At 41.5% G+C, this 18,802-nt stretch carries 14 protein-coding genes; 6 read left to right on the top strand and 8 right to left on the bottom strand.

The genetic code is table 11. The annotated features are described in order from the left end of the window. Positions 1-122: 122 nt before the first annotated feature. Positions 123-1,049, bottom strand: a complete 927-nt coding sequence (gene mdh / locus ACXAFK_RS05405; RefSeq protein ID WP_224835325.1) for a malate dehydrogenase — start codon at positions 1,047-1,049, stop codon at positions 123-125. 243 nt (positions 1,050-1,292) lie between these two features. On the opposite strand from mdh, the gene ACXAFK_RS05400 reads away from it, so the two are divergent. Next, positions 1,293-1,664 carry a hypothetical protein gene (locus tag ACXAFK_RS05400; protein WP_224835326.1) on the top strand — a complete coding sequence of 124 codons (372 nt, stop codon included), beginning with the start codon at positions 1,293-1,295 and terminating at the stop codon, positions 1,662-1,664. Between the two features lie 81 nt (positions 1,665-1,745). On the opposite strand, the gene ACXAFK_RS05395 is transcribed toward ACXAFK_RS05400, so the two are convergent. The 3 genes from ACXAFK_RS05395 to asnB all read right to left on the bottom strand — a co-directional run bounded on the left by ACXAFK_RS05395 (position 1,746) and on the right by asnB (position 6,695). Beyond that, the gene (locus ACXAFK_RS05395; protein WP_338193381.1) at positions 1,746-2,756 is read right to left on the bottom strand and encodes a DUF6588 family protein; all 1,011 of its coding nucleotides are present in this window, start codon (positions 2,754-2,756) and stop codon (positions 1,746-1,748) included. Positions 2,757-2,829: 73 nt separating this feature from the next. Beyond that, complete coding sequence (gene gyrB, locus ACXAFK_RS05390; protein WP_224835328.1) at positions 2,830-4,770, bottom strand: DNA topoisomerase (ATP-hydrolyzing) subunit B; 1,941 nt, start codon at positions 4,768-4,770, stop codon at positions 2,830-2,832. A 254-nt stretch (positions 4,771-5,024) separates the two neighbouring features. Beyond that, complete coding sequence (gene asnB, locus ACXAFK_RS05385) at positions 5,025-6,695, bottom strand: asparagine synthase B (RefSeq protein ID WP_474957049.1); 1,671 nt, start codon at positions 6,693-6,695, stop codon at positions 5,025-5,027. 241 nt (positions 6,696-6,936) lie between these two features. On the opposite strand from asnB, the gene ACXAFK_RS05380 reads away from it, so the two are divergent. Then, the gene (locus ACXAFK_RS05380; RefSeq protein ID WP_474957048.1) at positions 6,937-7,470 is read left to right on the top strand and encodes a DUF2911 domain-containing protein; all 534 of its coding nucleotides are present in this window, start codon (positions 6,937-6,939) and stop codon (positions 7,468-7,470) included. A 118-nt stretch (positions 7,471-7,588) separates the two neighbouring features. Here ACXAFK_RS05380 and ACXAFK_RS05375 read toward each other — a convergent pair whose 3' ends face one another. From ACXAFK_RS05375 to ACXAFK_RS05360, 4 genes are all read right to left on the bottom strand, one after another. Then, a complete protein-coding gene (locus tag ACXAFK_RS05375) occupies positions 7,589-9,208 on the bottom strand; it encodes an amidohydrolase (RefSeq protein WP_474957047.1) in 1,620 nt (539 codons plus the stop codon). 42 nt (positions 9,209-9,250) lie between these two features. Next, a complete protein-coding gene (locus tag ACXAFK_RS05370; RefSeq protein ID WP_252079070.1) occupies positions 9,251-10,300 on the bottom strand; it encodes an OmpA family protein in 1,050 nt (349 codons plus the stop codon). A gap of 147 nt (positions 10,301-10,447) precedes the next feature. Beyond that, on the bottom strand, positions 10,448-12,199 hold the full coding sequence (locus tag ACXAFK_RS05365) for a TonB-dependent receptor (protein ID WP_474957046.1): 1,752 nt from the start codon (positions 12,197-12,199) through the stop codon (positions 10,448-10,450). Between the two features lie 12 nt (positions 12,200-12,211). Beyond that, a complete protein-coding gene (locus ACXAFK_RS05360) occupies positions 12,212-15,235 on the bottom strand; it encodes a tetratricopeptide repeat protein (RefSeq protein WP_474957045.1) in 3,024 nt (1,007 codons plus the stop codon). A gap of 258 nt (positions 15,236-15,493) precedes the next feature. On the opposite strand from ACXAFK_RS05360, the gene ACXAFK_RS05355 reads away from it, so the two are divergent. The 4 genes from ACXAFK_RS05355 to ppgK all read left to right on the top strand — a co-directional run bounded on the left by ACXAFK_RS05355 (position 15,494) and on the right by ppgK (position 18,799). Next, entirely contained in the window at positions 15,494-16,039 is a 546-nt protein-coding gene (locus ACXAFK_RS05355; protein WP_474957044.1) for a LemA family protein, read from the top strand. A gap of 11 nt (positions 16,040-16,050) precedes the next feature. Beyond that, on the top strand, positions 16,051-17,181 hold the full coding sequence (locus tag ACXAFK_RS05350) for a DUF3137 domain-containing protein (protein WP_474957043.1): 1,131 nt from the start codon (positions 16,051-16,053) through the stop codon (positions 17,179-17,181). Positions 17,182-17,258: 77 nt separating this feature from the next. After that, a complete protein-coding gene (locus tag ACXAFK_RS05345) occupies positions 17,259-17,942 on the top strand; it encodes a cell division ATP-binding protein FtsE (RefSeq protein WP_293294028.1) in 684 nt (227 codons plus the stop codon). Between the two features lie 95 nt (positions 17,943-18,037). Beyond that, complete coding sequence (gene ppgK, locus ACXAFK_RS05340; RefSeq protein WP_252079067.1) at positions 18,038-18,799, top strand: polyphosphate--glucose phosphotransferase; 762 nt, start codon at positions 18,038-18,040, stop codon at positions 18,797-18,799. Positions 18,800-18,802 lie beyond the last annotated feature (3 nt).

The following is an 18,802-nucleotide window of genomic DNA, read 5'->3' as shown; positions in this document are numbered from 1 at the left end:
AATGGTTACGGTATAAAATTAAAAATGTCATCCCGGACAAACCTAGAAATTTCCATTTAATTTAATGGTAACTTTCTTTTGGTTTATGCCCAAAATGACACTTTAACCGATAGGGTTTAAATCTAGACCTCTAGCAGTCCGTTGGTCTTTTTTACACCTTCGGCACTTTCCTGCATTTTGGCCTTTTCGGCATCGGACAATTCTATCTCTACAATTTTCTCGATACCATTTTTACCTAGGATTACCGGTACTCCTATACAAATATCGTTTAGTCCGTACTCACCTTCCAACAGTGATGAGCAAGGGAACATTTTCTTTTGATCACATGCAATGGCCTGGACCAAGCTGGAAACGGCAGCACCTGGGGCATACCAAGCACTTGTACCCAACAATCCGGTCAAGGTAGCACCTCCAACTTTGGTTTCTTCCACAACCCAGTTCATTTTTTCTTCGGATAGGAACTCGGAAACTTTTACACTGTTTCTTGTAGCATGGCCGATCAAGGGCACCATTCCTTTATCGCTGTGCCCGCCGATCACCATACCATCCACATCTGAAATAGGTGCTTCCAAGGCTTGGGCCAATCTATATTTGAAACGGGCACTGTCCAAAGCTCCACCCATTCCTATAATTCTATTTTTAGGAAGTCCTGTTGCTTTGTGCACCAAATAGGTCATCGTATCCATTGGGTTGCTCACTACAATAATAGTTACGTTAGGGGAGTGCTCCAAAAGGCTTGTGGCCACTGTTTTCACAATGCCGGCATTAATACCTATCAACTCTTCACGCGTCATACCAGGTTTACGAGGAATTCCCGAAGTGATCACTGCAATGTCGCTATTGGCAGTCTTACCATAATCGCTGGTAGACCCGGTAATTTTGGTATCAAATCCGTTCAATGATGCCGTTTGCATCAAATCCATGGCCTTACCTTCGGCATACCCTTCTTTGATGTCCAATAAAACTACTTCCGATGCAAAATTTTTCATTGCTATGTACTCAGCGCAACTTGCTCCAACTGCGCCTGCTCCTACTACGGTAACTTTCATTTGTATAGATTTAAATTTTAGTCCTCAAAAATAAGGCATTTAGGGCAGATAAAAACTGACATTTACCAGTTTTAGACCATCAATTCCGGTAAAAACAACAAAGTTGACATGGATTTAACTATGCCTAGATCACTCTTGAGCAGCATAAGAGTTGTGCAATAAAATATTTTATCCGTTTTATACAATAGATTCTTACAAACCTACGTTCTTATAGTCCCAAATTTAACGTAACCTACTTGACCTATGAAAAAGCTCTTTTCATTGTTGTCCATTCTTGGCATTATAGCCATAAGCAACTGTACCAGTGTTCCGGACAACCACGATCCCATTCTGGGTATCTGGGCAAAAACTGCATCTTCAACTATTGAAGGAAAAAATTCGAACACGATCCGTGAAGAGTGGATTTTTAACGATGTCTATCTAGGAAGATACCAGAGATACACCAACTCCCAATTAGATTTCTACACCGATTTTAAATGGTCGCAAGAAAATGGGGCCTATTCCATTATTTATGGCGACCCACAGGTTACCGATATAACCGTTAGTTTGGAAAAAGCAAAAACCCCCGAAGTATTAACCTTGGATAATGGCTCGGTCTTCGCCACCAGGGAATGACGTGAAGACTACATATATGAAAATAGTAGGCCCCGGAAACGGGGCCTTCTTTATTTTTGATCGGTAATTTTTGATTCTCTCTTACCTAAATCCAAAGTTCACTCCAAAGGTAAATGTGCTGAACTCGGAGAAATTATATTCTGCATTCAACCTAAAAAATCCCAGTTTAAGTTTGGTACCCAAATTAGCAGATACTCCGCTTGCATCTTGCGATACCGTAAAAGGGTCTACCACAGTTTCTGAAAAGAAAGGTCCGTTGGCCTCGTAAGTACCAAGCACATCGATATCCGAGTTCCCTGTGATATATCCAATCCCTCCATAAAAATTAATTACCGGGATATTTTTAGTAGAGACCACGGCGCTAAAATTCCATGTTCTGAAAGAAGCATCGATTCGTTGATCACTTCCGCTGATAAAATCAGAATCGGAAAAATCGTATTCCCCATTTAAATTGGTATAGCCAATTACCGCAGAAATAGCAACGGGCAATACTTTATCGGCAGGCAATATTTTGGTAAAATCATATTGCAATCCGGCCCCGAACAGTCCAATCTTGGCATCGTCGTCAAATTTGATCTTTGGCAAAAAACGAGCTTTTACTTCCAACCCCTTGATCAAACCTACACTGGCCTGTAGATACCCCGATGGTATAAAATTGAGGTTTTCAGCAGAAAGACCTGTGGGCAGCTCAAAACTCTCTCTGAAGATACCACTTTCATCTTCCACAAAAACTTCTACTCCCTCAATATCCCCTAACGCGGTAGACACCATTCTGGCCTGGCCCGGGTTTTGTACAAAATCCAAGTTATCGTAATCGGCAGGATCCAATATAAATGCTTTTTTATCGTCCTTGTTTTTAAATCCGGTCATGTTTCCTATAATGGAAATCTCAAATCCACCCAAGGGCTTGGCATCTGCCGTATTGTACCATCCATTGGAGATGCTGTAAATGGCTCCTTCCGAGACCGGGGACAAATAAGCGTTGGCAAATCGCTCGGCATCCGCAACTCCCGAAACAAATATATCGTTGAGATCCTGGGACTTGCCCATGGTCACAGTAACTAGTGCAAGCGCTAAAATTAGTCTTTTCATAATATTGAAGTTATACCCAAAACTAAAAAACTCGCCCTGCTGGGGCGAGTTTTTGTTGTGAAATGCCTGAATTCTATACATCTATATTCGCATAGACGGCATTTTTCTCAATAAATTCACGTCTCGGTGGCACTTCGTCACCCATTAGCATTGAGAATATACGATCGGACTCTGTTGCATTGTCAATACTAACTTGACGTAAAGTTCTGAATTCCGGGTTCATTGTGGTGTCCCAAAGTTGCTCGGCGTTCATCTCACCAAGACCTTTATATCGCTGGATACCTGCTCCCCCTCCCATTTCTGCATTGATCTGATCACGCTCCTTATCATTCCATGCGTAACGTTTTTTAGATCCTTTTTTTACCAAATATAGAGGTGGTGTTGCGATGTAGACATGGCCACCCTCGATCAACTCCCTCATATATCGGAAGAAGAAAGTTAAAATCAGGGTTTCAATATGGCTACCATCGACATCCGCATCACACATGATCACCACTTTATGATATCGCAGTTTATCTAAATTGAGGGCCTTACTATCTTCTTCGGTTCCGATGGTAACTCCCAAAGCAGTATAAATATTCTTTATTTCCTCGTTTTCAAAAACCTTATGCTGCATGGCTTTTTCCACATTCAGGATTTTACCTCTCAATGGGAGAATGGCCTGGAAGTTTCTATCCCTACCTTGTTTGGCTGTTCCACCTGCAGAATCCCCCTCTACCAAAAACACTTCGCACTTGGTAGGATCTTGCTCCGAACAGTCGGATAGTTTCCCTGGCAACCCTCCTACACTCATAGGGTTCTTGCGCTGTACCATTTCTCTGGCCTTTGCCGCAGCATGTCTGGCCTGTGCAGCAAGTTTCACTTTTTCAACGATTTGTTTGGCATCATCCGGGTTTTCCTCCAAATAATCGGTCAGCATTTCGGATACGGCCTGGCTCACTGCACTGGTAACCTCTCGGTTACCCAATTTGGTCTTTGTCTGCCCTTCGAATTGCGGTTCTGCCACTTTCACCGAAACGATCGCCGTCAGTCCTTCGCGGAAATCATCACCAGAGATTTCAAATTTCAACTTATCCAGCATGCCGGAATTATCGGCATACTTTTTAAGGGTCGATGTTAAACCTCTTCTAAAACCTGAAAGATGTGTTCCTCCTTCATGGGTATTGATATTGTTTACATAGGAATGAAGGTTTTCGGTGTATCCCGTATTATAGATCATGGCTACTTCCACCGGAATTCCGTTCTTCTCCCCTTCCATGGAGATTACCTTTTGGATCAAGGGCTCACGAGTACCGTCCAAAAACTTGATAAATTCCTTTAGGCCTTCCTCGGAATGGAAAGTTTCGGAAACGAATTCTCCTTTTTCGTCCTTATTGCGCTTGTCGGTAAGCGTTATGGTCACTCCTTTATTCAGGTATGCGAGTTCCCTCATCCTATTGGCAAGGGTCTCATAACTGTATTCTGTGGTTTGGGTGAATATGGTATTGTCCGGAACAAAGGTTACTATGGTACCAGTCTCATTGCTTTCGCCAACACTTTTTACTGGGTACAACGTTTTTCCTCTTTCGTATTCCTGCTCCCAAATTTTTCCATCTCGGTAAACAGTGGCCTTTAAATGGGACGATAGAGCGTTCACACAAGACACACCCACTCCGTGCAATCCACCGGAAACTTTATAGGAGTCCTTATCGAATTTACCCCCTGCCCCGATCTTCGTCATTACTACCTCCAAGGCGGAAACACCTTCTTTTTTGTGCAGGTCCACGGGGATACCCCTTCCGTTATCCTGGGTAGTGATAGAGTTGTCTTCGTTAATAATTACATCTATCGTATCGCAATGGCCCGCCATGGCTTCATCAATGGAGTTGTCCACCACCTCATAAACCAAATGGTGCAATCCTCTGACCCCAACATCTCCAATATACATGGAAGGTCTCATACGTACGTGCTCCATCCCCTCCAGGGCCTGGATACTATCCGCGGAGTATTGTTTCTTGTTAGCTTCTTCGCTCATATATATTCAGTATTTGCCTCAAAAATTCAAATCTTACAAATATAATCAATACCCTGTGGAAATGGCCTAAAACACCCCTCTCAAGCCCCTAAGTTATCAACAAAGTGTGTGGAAAACAGCCTCTTTTTATTGCTTGTACCCCAACATGGCCCCAACAACAAAAAAGCCCCTTGGGAAAGGGGCTTTCTGACTAATTAAAAAATGAAACATGTTAGATTAACTGCTTCATATCGTTTGGTTGGTTTAAACAGGGGTTATTTCACATATGCATCGGTATGAACCTTAGCCACAGCTCTTCCCGATGGATCGTTCATGTTCTTGAATGCCTCGTCCCACTCCAGGGCAATTTTGGTACTACATGCCACTGATGGTTCTTGCGGCACGCTCATAGCCGCCGCATCGGAAGGGAAATGACTTTCAAAAATTGAACGGTAATAATACTCCTCTTTGGATGTAGGGGTCTGAATTGGAAACTTAAAATGGGCATTTTTTAGTTGCTCATCCGAAATCTCCTCTTCCACTAAAGCTTTTAAGGTATCTATCCAGCTGTACCCGACTCCATCGGAAAATTGTTCTTTTTGCCTCCAGGCTACGCTTTCGGGCAAATAATCCTCAAATGCTTTGCGCACTACCCATTTCTCCATGCGTTCGCCGTTGATCATTTTATCTTTTGGGTTTATGCTCATGGCCACATCCATAAACTCTTTGTCCAAAAAGGGCACACGCCCCTCAATACCCCAGGCCGCCAAGGATTTATTGGCCCTAAGGCAGTCGTACATGTGCAGCTTGTCCAGTTTTCTTACTGTTTCTTCATGAAAATCCTTTGGACTAGGGGCCTTATGGAAGTATAAATATCCGCCGAACAATTCGTCCGCTCCTTCACCCGAAAGGACCATTTTAATTCCCATGGATTTGATCACCCTGGCCATTAAATACATTGGAGTCGAAGCTCTTATGGTTGTAATATCGTATGTTTCGAGGTTATAAACAACGTCCTTTATGGCATCCAACCCTTCTTGGATGGTAAATTTGATCTCGTGATGGACCGTTCCAATATGGTCGGCCACCTTTTGGGCCGCCGCCAAATCAGGAGAACCCTCCAAGCCTACCGAAAAGGAGTGCAATTGTGGCCACCAAGCATCGGCCGTGTCCCCGGACTCGATTCTTTTTTGGGAATATTTTTTTGCAATGGCCGATGTTACCGATGAATCCAATCCACCGGACAATAGTACGCCATAAGGCACATCGGACATTAATTGACGGTGTACCGCAGCTTCCAATGCATCTTTGATTTTTGCAATGCTGGTCTCGTTTTCCTTAACTGCATCATATTCCATCCAATCCCGCTTGTACCAGCGTACAAATTCACCGTTAGAACTGTGCATATAATGACCAGGGGGGAAAAGTTGGATTTTGGAACAAGTGCCTTCCAAAGCTTTCAACTCGGAAGCCACGTAGAACGTTCCGTTTTTGTCCCAACCTATGTACAACGGGATAATTCCCATATGGTCGCGGGCGATGAAATACTCGTCTTTTTCCGAGTCGTATATGGCAAAACCAAATATACCGTTCATGTCATCAACAAAATCGACTCCCTTTTCCTGATATAGGGCTAAAATAACCTCACAATCGGATTGTGTACGGAACTCATATTTCCCCTCGAACTGTTTTCTTAATTCTTGATGATTATAAATTTCGCCATTGGCTGCCAATACCAATTTACCATCGGCACTGATTAACGGCTGCTTTCCCGAAGCCGGATCAACAATAGCCAATCGCTCATGGGCCAAAATTGCCTTATCATCGGCATAAATACCACTCCAATCCGGCCCTCTATGTCTCACTTTTTTAGACATTTCCAATAGTTGGGGCCTTAGTACTTCCGTACTTTCCTTCACATCAAATGCGCAAACAATACCACACATAATTTATTATATTTAATAACAATTTTAAAACAAATATGAACCTTATTATTATTTAATAAAACTATTATTAGATATTTAATTATATTTTATAATTTTAAATCATCTTACTGTTTCATATTGAAATAATATGCGCTTTTAAATCATTTTTATCCAATGCTTTGTAAGGTCGCTTAATTTTCCCGTCTGTATATTTGAAAAAACTATTAATCAACTCCTGAAAAACGGAAATTAAATCGCAATCATGAAGAATTTAACAGTATTAGTATTGATGTTTTGTGCCAGTTTAGTGTTTTCTACGGATGCCTTGGCCCAAAAGTTTAGTGGACTCGACAAAAGTCCTGCGGATATTGCCTATTATCCAGCAAGCTCTAGAGAAAATGATAAATCTGCGCGCATTATTTACAGTCGTCCACAATTGAAGGGACGTAGCATGGCCGAATTGGCCCCTGCCGGAAAAGTTTGGAGAACCGGAGCCAACGAAGCTACGGAAATAACTTTTTACAAAGATGCCACTATTGGCGGCAAAACGATCAAGGCAGGTTCTTATGCATTGTTCACTATTCCGGGTGATAGCGAATGGACCGTTATCTTGAACAGCAACCTACACCAATGGGGCGCTTATTCTTATGATAGTGACGGTGATGTGGTACGTGCCACTGCTGCAGTTTCTTCGGATAGCGAAGAATTGGAAGCCTTCTCCGTTGCTTTTGACGACGATGGAAACTTGGTCATGGGCTGGGGAACTACAAGGGTTACCTTGCCTATCAGCTATTAATTAATGGTCGTTCTAAAAATACGAAAGCCCCTTAATAAGGGGCTTTTTTATTGTTCTTTTGCAACAAAACCTATTATAGATTGGTTTCCTCGCTTAGTTTAAATCAACATAGGGGGCATTATTTCTTCTGAACACCACCCAAGAACACATGTTCTGCAGTTATATTGGGAATATCTTCGGATGGGATTGTCATAATATCATCGCTCAGAATCACAAAGTCTGCAAATTTACCTGGTTCAATACTTCCTTTTTCTTCTTCCTCAAAATTGGAATAGGCCGCCCAAATGGTCATCCCCTTTAAAGTTTCCTCTCTGCTCAAGGCATTTTCCATCTGAAAACCACCTTCGGGGTATTGTGCTACATCCTGGCGGGCGACCGCCGCATAAAAGGTTAAGAACGGATTTACCTGCTCCACTGGGAAATCGGTTCCCAAGGCAACCAGTCCTGCTTTGTTCAACAGGTCTTTATATGCGTAAGCTCCTTTTATCCGTTCTTTGCCTAAACGATCTTCTGCCCAATACATATCACTTGTGGCATGTGTTGGCTGTACGGATGGAATGATTCCCTTTTCAAAATAGTTAAAATCTGATGGCGAAATTACCTGCGCGTGTTCCACTTTCCATCTGCGGTCCGTTCTACCTTTTAGTGCTTTTTCGTAGGCCCTTAGCACCACAATATTGGCAGAATCGCCAATTGCATGGGTGTTCATCTGATAATCGGTTTCCGCAATGCGATGAGCCAGTGCTTCTATTTGGTCCACAGGTGTTACCATAGCACCAAAATGGCCAGGCTTATCGGAATAATGATCTCTTAGGGCCGCACCTCGCGAACCAAGGGCCCCATCGCCATATACCTTTACGGAACGTACATTTAATTGATTGGTTTTGATGATTCCCTTTTCCAAAAAGTAATTCAAATTTTCTGGATAATTGGAGATCATTGCATATACCCTAATGGATAGCTCACCAGATTGTTGTAGACTATCGATCAACTCGATAATATCTCTGGACAGACCAGCATCGTTTACCGTGGTCAATCCATAACCCAAGGAAATCTTTTCAGCATCTTTAAGTGCTTGAATTTGTTGTTCTTTGGTCAGTGGAGGAACAATAGGATCGATAAGTCCCATTGGATTGTCCACTAAAACACCTGTTAGCTCACCGTTTTCCTTTACGATTTCACCACCTTCGGTTTTTGTTTCAGCAGTAATTCCGGCCATATCCAAGGCTTTTTGATTGACCAAATAGGCATGACCATCCACGCGCTCCAAAGCCACGGGCGTGTCCGGAAACAATTCATCTAGTTTATCCTTGGTGGGAAACTCTTTGACCTCCCAATCGTTTTGATCCCAACCTCTACCACGAATAAAATTGGATGGGCGTTCCTTTTGGAAGGCCACCACTCTCTCCATCACCTCTTCATAACTTTCCGTGCCGACCAAATCGACCACTTGTTGATTTTGCCCCAATCCGTAAAAATGGCAGTGTGCATCTATAAGTCCCGGAACTATGGTTTTACCTTGGGCATCAAAACTGTTTTGGGCAGTATATTTTTTGTTGATTTCGTCCGTATCCCCGACTTCTACAAACTTTCCGTCTTTTATCGCAATGCCGGTCGCTTTGGAAAAATCCTCATCTACCGTATAAATATTGGCATTGGATACAATTAGGTCCACTTGTTCCTTATTATGGCAAGAAATAATGAACAATGTGGAGAGCAGTAAAACGTACTTTTTCATTTTGGATGGTTTCTTCCAAAAATAGAAAAAGTGATTGAAATTTTAGGGATTGTCATCCTCGAACTCTGTCATAACAAACTCTACTCTTCTATTTTTCCTCCGTGCTTCTTCGGTCAGAGTAGTATCCAATGGTTTACTGTCACCATATCCTTGATAGGAAATCCGGTTTTTGTGCAACCCTAAAGTTATAAGGTAATTGGCGACCGAACTTGCCCTCTCGCGACTGAGCACATTGTTATATTCTGAGGAACCCAAATCATCCGTATGGCCACTGATAGCTACTTTTAAATCCGGGTTTTGCTGCAAATAATTATAAACATCCCGGAGACTTTGTTTTGCCTTGGGTTGCAAGTCGAACCTATCAAAATTAAAATTTACATGATTTAAAACGTACACTTCGTTGGTCTTGTATTCCGGTCCTAAATAGACCAAAGAAATATCGTCCAAATAGTAATAGGCATAACCTTCCTTATTATTTGAAGGGTCTTTGCTATCGATATATGCGGTACCTGCGTTACTTTTAAAATTTCCCAGGATCAAATGATTCTCAAATCCTTTGGCTACCAAATCAAAACTTAACTCCATCCACTGTTGTTTATCCTGATAATAATTTGATACTGGAAATTGTTTGATATGGGTAGTTTGTGCGGAAGTGGCGATCAATTGACTTTGAGACAGTTCTTTTTTGGTATAAATAGATAAGGGTCTATCCGACAAAACGGCGCCCATATCCATCACAGCACCATCCGATTTTTCGGATAGGCTCAAAAATAAGGTCAACCTGTACCGACTACCTTTTTGCAGGGTTTCGGTCAACGGCACTTGTATATATTCGCGATAATCCTTTGGAGCAAACAAGTAGAGTCCGGCATATGCTGCACCCTCATAAGGCTCTTGTTTACCTTTAAAGTTCATGGGGACACCCAACTTGGTTCTACTACATTGATTAAAATAATCGGTTGTTCCCAAAGTCGGAGCGCTCCAGTAAGCAGCATCCCTATTTAGATTACTCATTTTAACAGGACAGGAAGAATATTCTTCGAAACCTCCATTATGAACCAAATTTTGACCAATTCCAAAGAAGGAATTCATCAAAAAAAGGCATAGAAGTCTTTTAAATATTGGTCTTGGCTCCATTATTTTCCTCAAAATAAGAAAGGTCAACTATGGGTACATCAACAAGTTGACCAAAAATAATGAACGGTATTTTCAATAATTTATTGCGTAAAATCCTACAAACTAGAAATCAAACTTATAGGAGACCCCTGCCAACGCTTGGAATCCCTGCACTCTAAAATTGGCCCATCGTTGGTAATTGTTATTTGCTATATTCGAAGCTTTTAAAAAGATGGAGAGCTGATCATTGAAACGATAGCCAAGGTGCGCATTGGCATCAAAAAACGAATCCAAGGTAATTGGCGAATAGGAAATGGTCGGTGGCACATTATCGGTTAGTGCAATTGAGGTCAAAGCATCTCTCTCGCCCACAAAGAACAGATTGGCGCCCATATACCATTGGTCGGTGATCTGGTAATCCAAAAACAGGGATCCTTTTATCGATGGCAAGTTCCAGGCCGGATTATCCGTTTCCGTATCGTAATCGTAGAATTCTGCGTTTACCCCTAAAGAAAAATTTCGATTTACATCTACATTTATTTCACCAAAAACTCCCAATGTTTTTACATCATCATAAAAAACCTGAAAAGAATTACCGTAGTAATAGCTCTTTTCATCCATTCTGGAAGTATTGACTGTATTTTGATAAAAAAGCGGCTTTCTATTTTCCGCCATGTAGGATCCTTTAAGATTATAACCGATATTGGAGGTTAGCTGGCCCTTAAGTCCCAAATACCCTTCGTATTGCTGGTCGGTGGGCATAATGTCCAACGTTGGCGACACATACGGATTTTCATTCACAAAATCGTAATAGGAGTTTTGCTTTAGCTCTCCTTCTATTCCGCCATACGCAATTACATTTTCTTCCAATAATCTATACGAAGCGGTTACGGCAGGATAGATATAAAAATTGTTCTCGCTGTTTTCCAAATCCAGACCATAAACTATGTTGGCCCCCAGGTTCAATGTAAGGTCATCCCTCAAAATCAAAAGACTTGGGGTTACACCGGCCTGTAAATGGCTATATTTTTTTTCTCCTGTATTCTCGAGTTCCGTTATGGTGCCATTTTTAAAATTTCCTCCAACATAATCCACTTTGGCAGCGACGGTAATCAATTCCTCGGTTATGGGAAGTTCAAAAGTTGGGTTGATCACCGCACGGTTCTCCGCTGATTCGGTTGCATCCCAAAAACGCCTCAACAATACATTTCCACTTTTAAAAGGAGAATCCTCCATATTAAAATGGGCCTTGGCCTGGGCATTAAAATAATTTTGCGTCTCGTCGATTGCATTGATTTCATCTTCGCTGAACAATTCACTCTGGATGCCGTACCAGTTATATAATTGATGTTGCAAGCCAATACTTGCGCCCCAATCCATATAGCGATCTTTTTTGGCATAGGAAGCGTTGAGCTTGGTGTTGTAAAAATCGGTATCCAAAGGTGTGGAATCCAAGTCACCTCTTGAAGAATTGTGGGTCAAACCAAAGTCCAAAAGGTCTTCGCCCCGATTAAATTCTCGGCTGGTATAAAAATCGACCAGGGCATTGTTATAATTGCCCAATCCCACCGAGGCATATGAATTGTACAAGGTGGGCGGTGGTGTTTTCTCCACACCCGAAGCCTTTCCTTTTGCCGGTGTAAAAGTGGATGCTACGGGCACCGAAAATATGCTATAATTGATTTTCTTCTTTTGCAGCACAATGGAATCGTTTAAACTAGGCGACGATTTAATTTTAAAGGCATCCGAAACGGTAGGGGAATACGGTTTCACCACCGTTACCGTTTCTGTACCAATGTTATCCTCTTCTTGGGCGATAACTGATCCGCAAAGGCTCAAAAATAGTAATGAAAATATATAGGTTCTCTTCTGCATGTTGTGTCTCGTTTAATTTTGGTTGGGATCCACGGATGAATTGCTCTCTGCCTCTTTGGCCTTAATGGTGGCCAACTCAATTTCAGCATCCGAAACGATTTCCTCAAATTCGGAAAAATTGGAAATAACGCTTTCCAAAATGTAGGTGGCCTGGAAGGCATCTCCCAAATTGTAGAAGTTCTTCGCCATGATTACCAAACCTTTTCCCGCCCATTCTTTATACGCCGCATAATCTTTGGCCAATTTTTGAACGGAAGTGTTGGAAGCCTCAAAATTTCCCTCTTTATTTTTAAAATACGCATCGTAGTACCAAGCTTCGGCAGCGAGCTCACCAGATGCAATTTGCTGAACTTCTTGGTAGGCAGATTTGGCTATACTTTCGTTATCTGTTGCAATAGCCGAACGCGCGATCATGATCTGCGCATCACTTTTTATACGATCATCTATTTTGGAGGCGCTAAGTACCTTTTCGGCGTAGGCGATGGTCTGTTCATAATCCTTTTGACCGTAAAAACCTTTCATCAAATTGGACTGGGCAAAGGTTTTGTTCTCTGAAATATCGGCCGTGTTTTCCAATCTTTTTAAATAAGGGATAGCACTGTTGTAATCCTGCTTATCCACATAAATCTCACAAACACGTGTCAAGGCCTGTTCAGTGTATTCTCCAGTTCCACTATCGGCAACTGCTTTATATTTTGGCAGGGCTTTATCTTTTTCTCCATCGGCAAAATATAGCTGCGCCAAGGCAAAATTTGCATTTTGCGCATGGAGTCCGTTAGGGAATTCGTTCAAATAATCTTCATAGCCACGGATTGCTGCTGCGGTTTTACCTTCAATTTGTTTTCGCTCTGCGGATTCAAAACTGGCATTGTCTAACTCGGTATCGGTTACTTCAACAAAATCCAAACTTCTGGCCCAGGCTGCGTATTCGCTTACTCGACCTTCGTCCACATACACCAATTTAGCTGTGGCCACCGCTTGTTTGGCTTCTGGGGTTTTCGGGTACTTTTGAACTACTTCTTTTAACTTGCTCAATGCTTGGTCGTTTCTATTGGAATTGTAGTACACCAGCCCAGATCGGAGCAGTCCTCGAGGGGCAAACTTACTCCCGGAATATTCGGCCACAATCCTATCGTAAGTCTGAAGTCCTAAACTTTCTTGGTTATTGTTGATGTAAGAATTACCCAATTCAAACAAGGCATCATCTCGTAATGATGACGTTGGGAACTTCCTCAAAAATGCGTTCAAGCCTTCAATTTTTGCAGCATTGTTACCTAAAAATCCATCGCAAAGTGTTTTTTGAAATGCAGCATAGTCACGCTCTGGCCCGTTCATTTTGGATGATGCGTCGTAAGCTTTTTTGGCCAATTGGTATTTGCTGTTTACAAAGTAACTGTCGCCCAATCTTAGATAACCATCATTCTTTCTTTCCTCATCAATGGCATTGGAGCTCACTACGTTTTGAAAATAGGATATAGCGTTGTTGTAATCTTTTAGTTTGAAGTACGAGTAGCCTAAATTATAATCCAACTGCTCGTATTCTGAAAGTGATTTGGCCGCTGGTGAGTTCTGAAACCGCACAAAATCCACCAAAGCTTCCTCAAAACGGTTCAATCTGTAGGCCGATTCCGCTTTCCAATATAAAGCACGGGCTTCAAAGTTTGCGTTATCTTCACTTTTCAGTGATTTATCGAATCTTTCCCAAGCCCCTTCGTAATTACCATCAATAAAAAGTTCCACTCCTCGGTAGTAGGCGACTTTCTGATAGGTTTCCTTGCTAGCATAGTTCTGGTTCTCCTCCAAAAGTTGCATAGCACCTTCAAAATTTCGGGAGGTGATATAGGAATCCACCAAAAGCTCCTGAATTTCCATTTGATGCTCATCCTTTGGGTATTTTTCCAAGTACGTGGTCAACACTTGGGGAACAGGTTCGTAAGCATTACCGATTTCGTAGCTCAAGCGAGCATAGTTCAACCAAGCATCTTTTTGAATTTCTGGACTAAACTCCATCTGCGAAGCATTTCGAAATGCATTCAAGGCTTCGGATTTTTTATCCAACTTTAAATAACATTCCGCCAAGTGGTAATATGCGTTTTGGGAAACAGCATTGCTGCCCCCTATAATTTTATTGAATTGCTGAATTGCTTTTTGATAATCACCGAGCTTATAATGACTATATCCGAGCAAATAGAAATCAGTATTGTTCCATTTGCCACGTTTGCCCTTGTATTCCTCCAAATAAGGAACTGCCTCGGCGTATTGTTCTAAATTAAAATAGCTTTCGCCAATGATCTTATTTAATTCCGAAACTTCTTGACGATTGGATTTGGGCAGTTGTTTTTTGGCCAACGCAATGGCTTCTTCAAACTTGCCCAATTTAAAATTCAAATCGGCCTGATAATAGGTCAACTTTTCATCTAGCAATTCGGGGTCTTGGATTTGGTCGAACCGGGCACTTGCAGAGTTGTAGTCGTCCTGCTCGTAAGCTATATACCCCAAATAATATTTGGCCTGTGACCCATATTTTTGAGAAGTAGTGACCTTGTTCAAATAACGTTCGGCCTCCTGCGGACGCTTGGATGCGTACAATGCGTAGCCATTGTTGAAGTTAAAGCGGTCGCGCTCCGAATAGGGCATGGAGTTCTCATCCACTTTCTTGTACCATTTTAACGCATAGGGGTATTTTCCCGTTTCAAAATAGTAGTCGGCCACATCCAAAAAAGCAGAATTCCTTTTGGTGGACGTGGGATAACGTTTCACAAAATCCTCCATCATTTTATCCGCTCCTCGCTGATTCAGTCGAATGGCGGCATTAGCGGCATAATAGGCGCTATTGGCTTCGGTTTCCCCATCCTTAGTGTTGGCTTTGACAGACTCAAAAATATTTTGCGCTGCTTGGTATTGCTCATTGTTGTAGAGCGCCAAGGCATCTTGATACGCTTTGTTCTCGTGAGTGTGGATCTTGGTTTCCTGTGCGGAAAGCACAAAAAAAGTTCCCATTAAAATGGGAATACATAGAAGGTTGTTTCGATTCATAGTGTTCTACGCTGTTCTCGATTGACTTTAATCATAACGTCAAAATTAAGGCCAAAGTATATTTCAAATGTCATTTGCCGAAATTTACGACCCTGCGCTTGATTTATTGACATGAAATAGTAATTTTAGACCAAATGCCGAAAAGACCTCGTTGGCAATTTCCATCAAAACCTCAACATAAAAGGGCAAAAGCCTTTTAACATCGTAAAACGGACAATGCTCTATCATTGTCCCATTGTATAATTTTTAATTGTTGAGATGACCTACTTGTTTATTCCATTATCCATTGTCCTATTGTTCATTGTGTTTTTGTACAATAACCTTATAGGTAAAAAAAATAAGGTCAAAGAAGCATACAGCAGTATAGATGTGATGCTAAAAAAGAGGAGCGACCTAATTCCTCAATTGGTCAATACGGTAAAAGGGTATTTAAAGCACGAAAGCGAAACACTGATCTCCATAACCAAATTAAGGGAAAAGGTAGTTGATGATAAGCTTTCTATCGATAAAAGATTGAATCTAGAGAGCGAAATGGACCGACTGTTAAGCAAACTAAACGTTTCGATGGAGGACTATCCTGACCTAAAGGCCAGCCAGAATTTTATGCTCTTGCAATCCAGTTTAAATGAGGTCGAAGAACAGCTTTCCGCCGCCCGACGGGCCTACAACGCTGCAGTAAATGCCTTTAACAACGCATTGCAAATGTTCCCTTCTAATATTATGGGGCGAGCAATGGGGTATACCAACCAGGACTTGTACAAAATCGATCCGTCCGATGCCATACAGCCCAAAGTATCCTTTTAAAAATAGCATCCATGATCAATTTCGCTAAAACCAGAGAAGAACTTTTACCATTGTTGGTACTGGCAGAGAAATACAGGAAAACATATCGATTTTTCTTATTTGCAAACTCCTTGTTTTTGCTTGGCGTGCTTCTACTAGGTATTTCAATTCCATTGGTTTTCTACTTGCTCAGTTTACTTTTACCTACATGGACATTAAATATTAACAGTGATAAGCTGCCCTACCTTTCTCCCCAACTGATATTGCTTTTGTTCTGGGGACTCTTTTTTGTGTTTATGACAGTTTCGAACAAAGCGAAAGCGAAGTATGTTAAGATCGAAAAAGAGATTCTAAAAACTTTCCTTGCCAAAACCGCTCCATCTTTCAAGTATTATGAAAGCAAACAGATCAACGGTAAGGATATAGCAGAGAGCGAATTGATTTCGCCGCTAGGACTCCGATTTAATAAAAACAAGGGAACAAATTCCATTTACAATCTCACCCATGGCTTACTTTCCGGAAAAGTCGGCCATACAAAAATAACCATGGGAGCAGTTAAAACCTTAAGTAGCAACCCCTATTCTTACTTTCTATATATTCCGTTGTTCAACTACCTCTACCTCACCTTTACCTATATTAGGCCCTGGTTGTTTAAAAGGTACACGTTTGAACAGGTTGGAAGTACATTTTTGGGAATGGTCGCTGTAATGGAGTTCAATAAAAATTTTAAGGGTAAAACCATCATACTTCCCGATTCAATGGAAAAAAGAATTGGCTACTTGGCCAAAACTTTCCAATCCTTGAATCTAAACAACAATCAACTGGTAAACCTTGAGGATACCGAATTTGAAAATGAATTTGTGGTTTATAGTTCAGACCAAATAGAGGCACGCTACATTCTTTCACCATTGCTAATGCAACGAATAACCCACTTAAAAAAGAAAATCAACAAACCAATAATGCTCTCTTTCAAAAATAACAAACTGTATGTTGCGGTACACCATACCTATGGTTTTTTACGATTGGAAGAAAGCAAAAATTTGATTGGATCAAATGCTTTGGAGCTACTGTATGAAGATGTTTTAATGGCTATTGATATCGTGGAGGACCTCAACCTAAATTCCAAAATCTGGAAAAGGGAATCGATTGCCAAACCTGTTTAAATTTACAGATTCGTATCACGTTTTAATTCTGAGTTCCATTTTTTCAAATATTTTTGTGTAACCTTTGAAATAAAATTATGCCCGAGACTATCGTAAAATTACAAGACGCCGCTGTTTTCCAAAATGAGAACCTAGTGCTCAACCATATAGACCTGGAAGTAAAAAAGGGCGATTTTGTCTATGTGATCGGTAAAACCGGAAGTGGCAAAAGTAGTTTTATGAAAACGCTCTATGCCGATCTCCCCTTAAGGCAAGGGAGCGGTAATGTTGTAGATTTCGACCTAAAAACCATGCGGGAAAAGGACATCCCTTTTTTACGAAGAAAATTGGGCATTGTTTTTCAGGATTTTAAATTGCTACCAGATAGAAATGTAAACAACAACCTTAAATTTGTTCTTAAGGCCACCGGTTGGACCGACCCAAAAAAAATGGACGACAAAATAGGTGAAGTCTTGGATAAAGTGGGTATGAAAACCAAAGGTTTTAAATTCCCCCACGAACTATCGGGCGGAGAGCAACAGCGGATTGCCATAGCCCGTGCCCTTTTGAACGATCCTGAACTTATTTTGGCAGACGAGCCTACGGGCAACCTTGACCCACAGACCAGCGTAGAGGTGATGAAGGTATTGCAGGATATCAATCAAAATGGACGTACCATTATAATGGCTACCCACGATTACGCCCTTATCCTAAAATATCCTCACAAAACATTGAAGTGCGATGGCAGCAAGGTTTTTGAAGTAATCCAAAAGGCGATTTAGCAAGACGTATCACGCTGTAAACCATTCATTTACAAAACATTTGCCTGATCACCGAAAGTTTTTGTTACTTTGCCTAAACAAATTTCGCTTCCTATATGGAAATTCTTGGTATTGATATTGGCGGATCGGGCATTAAAGGTGCCTTGGTGAACGCCGAAACTGGGGAAATGTTAACAGAACGCTTCCGAATCCCAACTCCAAAATCAAAAAAACCAGAGGACATGGCCAAAGTAGTGGCCAAAATTGTGAAGCACTTCAATTACGAAGGGCCCGTTGGCTGTGGTTTTCCTTCCATTGTTAAAAATGGGGTCTGCATGTCTCCCGGTAATCTCCATAAAAGTTGGGTAGGCGTTAATATTGATGAACTTTTCACCGAATACACCAATCATGAATTTACCGTACTTAACGATGCCGACGCCGCAGGTTACGCATCCATGAACTATGGTGTGGGAAAAGGAAAAAATGGTTTGGTGATCATGATCACCATTGGCACCGGACTGGGAAGTGGCGCCTTTTACAATGGGGTCTTGATCCCAAATTTTGAATTGGGCCAAATTCCATATAAGAAATACAAAAAAATAGAATCTTGGGCAGCCGCTTCCGCCAAAGAACGAGAGGATCTTAGCTATGAGAAATGGAGCAAACGGTTCAATAAATTTTTAAAATATGTAGAACTGATCGTTTCACCGGATCTTATTATTGTGGGTGGTGGAACTTCCAAAAAATGGGGAGAATTCAGTCACAATATCAAGATTGAGACAAAAGTGGTAAAAGCAGAACTTATGAACCATGCCGGTATTATTGGGGCGGCCGTGGCATGTTTAAGGGAACAACACCACGGACACTTGCACCAATAAATC

It is taken from the genome of Flagellimonas sp. ABD4_174 (assembly GCF_056160185.1).
The sequence above is the reverse complement of the archived record's forward strand: the minus strand, read 5'-3'. Positions and strand labels throughout refer to the sequence as shown.

What these genes read in the sequence shown, in the direction of transcription:
- ACXAFK_RS05395 (WP_338193381.1), bottom strand. Translation starts at nt 2,756, where the DNA reads ATGAAAAGACTAATTTTAGCGCTTGCACTAGTTACTGTGACCATGGGC.
- ACXAFK_RS05380 (WP_474957048.1), top strand. Translation starts at nt 6,937, where the DNA reads ATGAAGAATTTAACAGTATTAGTATTGATGTTTTGTGCCAGTTTAGTG.
- gyrB (WP_224835328.1), bottom strand. Translation starts at nt 4,770, where the DNA reads ATGAGCGAAGAAGCTAACAAGAAACAATACTCCGCGGATAGTATCCAG.
- ppgK (WP_252079067.1), top strand. Translation starts at nt 18,038, where the DNA reads ATGGAAATTCTTGGTATTGATATTGGCGGATCGGGCATTAAAGGTGCC.
- ACXAFK_RS05365 (WP_474957046.1), bottom strand. Translation starts at nt 12,199, where the DNA reads ATGCAGAAGAGAACCTATATATTTTCATTACTATTTTTGAGCCTTTGC.
- ACXAFK_RS05400 (WP_224835326.1), top strand. Translation starts at nt 1,293, where the DNA reads ATGAAAAAGCTCTTTTCATTGTTGTCCATTCTTGGCATTATAGCCATA.
- ACXAFK_RS05360 (WP_474957045.1), bottom strand. Translation starts at nt 15,235, where the DNA reads ATGAATCGAAACAACCTTCTATGTATTCCCATTTTAATGGGAACTTTT.
- ACXAFK_RS05350 (WP_474957043.1), top strand. Translation starts at nt 16,051, where the DNA reads ATGATCAATTTCGCTAAAACCAGAGAAGAACTTTTACCATTGTTGGTA.
- ACXAFK_RS05345 (WP_293294028.1), top strand. Translation starts at nt 17,259, where the DNA reads ATGCCCGAGACTATCGTAAAATTACAAGACGCCGCTGTTTTCCAAAAT.
- mdh (WP_224835325.1), bottom strand. Translation starts at nt 1,049, where the DNA reads ATGAAAGTTACCGTAGTAGGAGCAGGCGCAGTTGGAGCAAGTTGCGCT.
- ACXAFK_RS05375 (WP_474957047.1), bottom strand. Translation starts at nt 9,208, where the DNA reads ATGAAAAAGTACGTTTTACTGCTCTCCACATTGTTCATTATTTCTTGC.
- asnB (WP_474957049.1), bottom strand. Translation starts at nt 6,695, where the DNA reads ATGTGTGGTATTGTTTGCGCATTTGATGTGAAGGAAAGTACGGAAGTA.
- ACXAFK_RS05370 (WP_252079070.1), bottom strand. Translation starts at nt 10,300, where the DNA reads ATGAATTCCTTCTTTGGAATTGGTCAAAATTTGGTTCATAATGGAGGT.
- ACXAFK_RS05355 (WP_474957044.1), top strand. Translation starts at nt 15,494, where the DNA reads ATGACCTACTTGTTTATTCCATTATCCATTGTCCTATTGTTCATTGTG.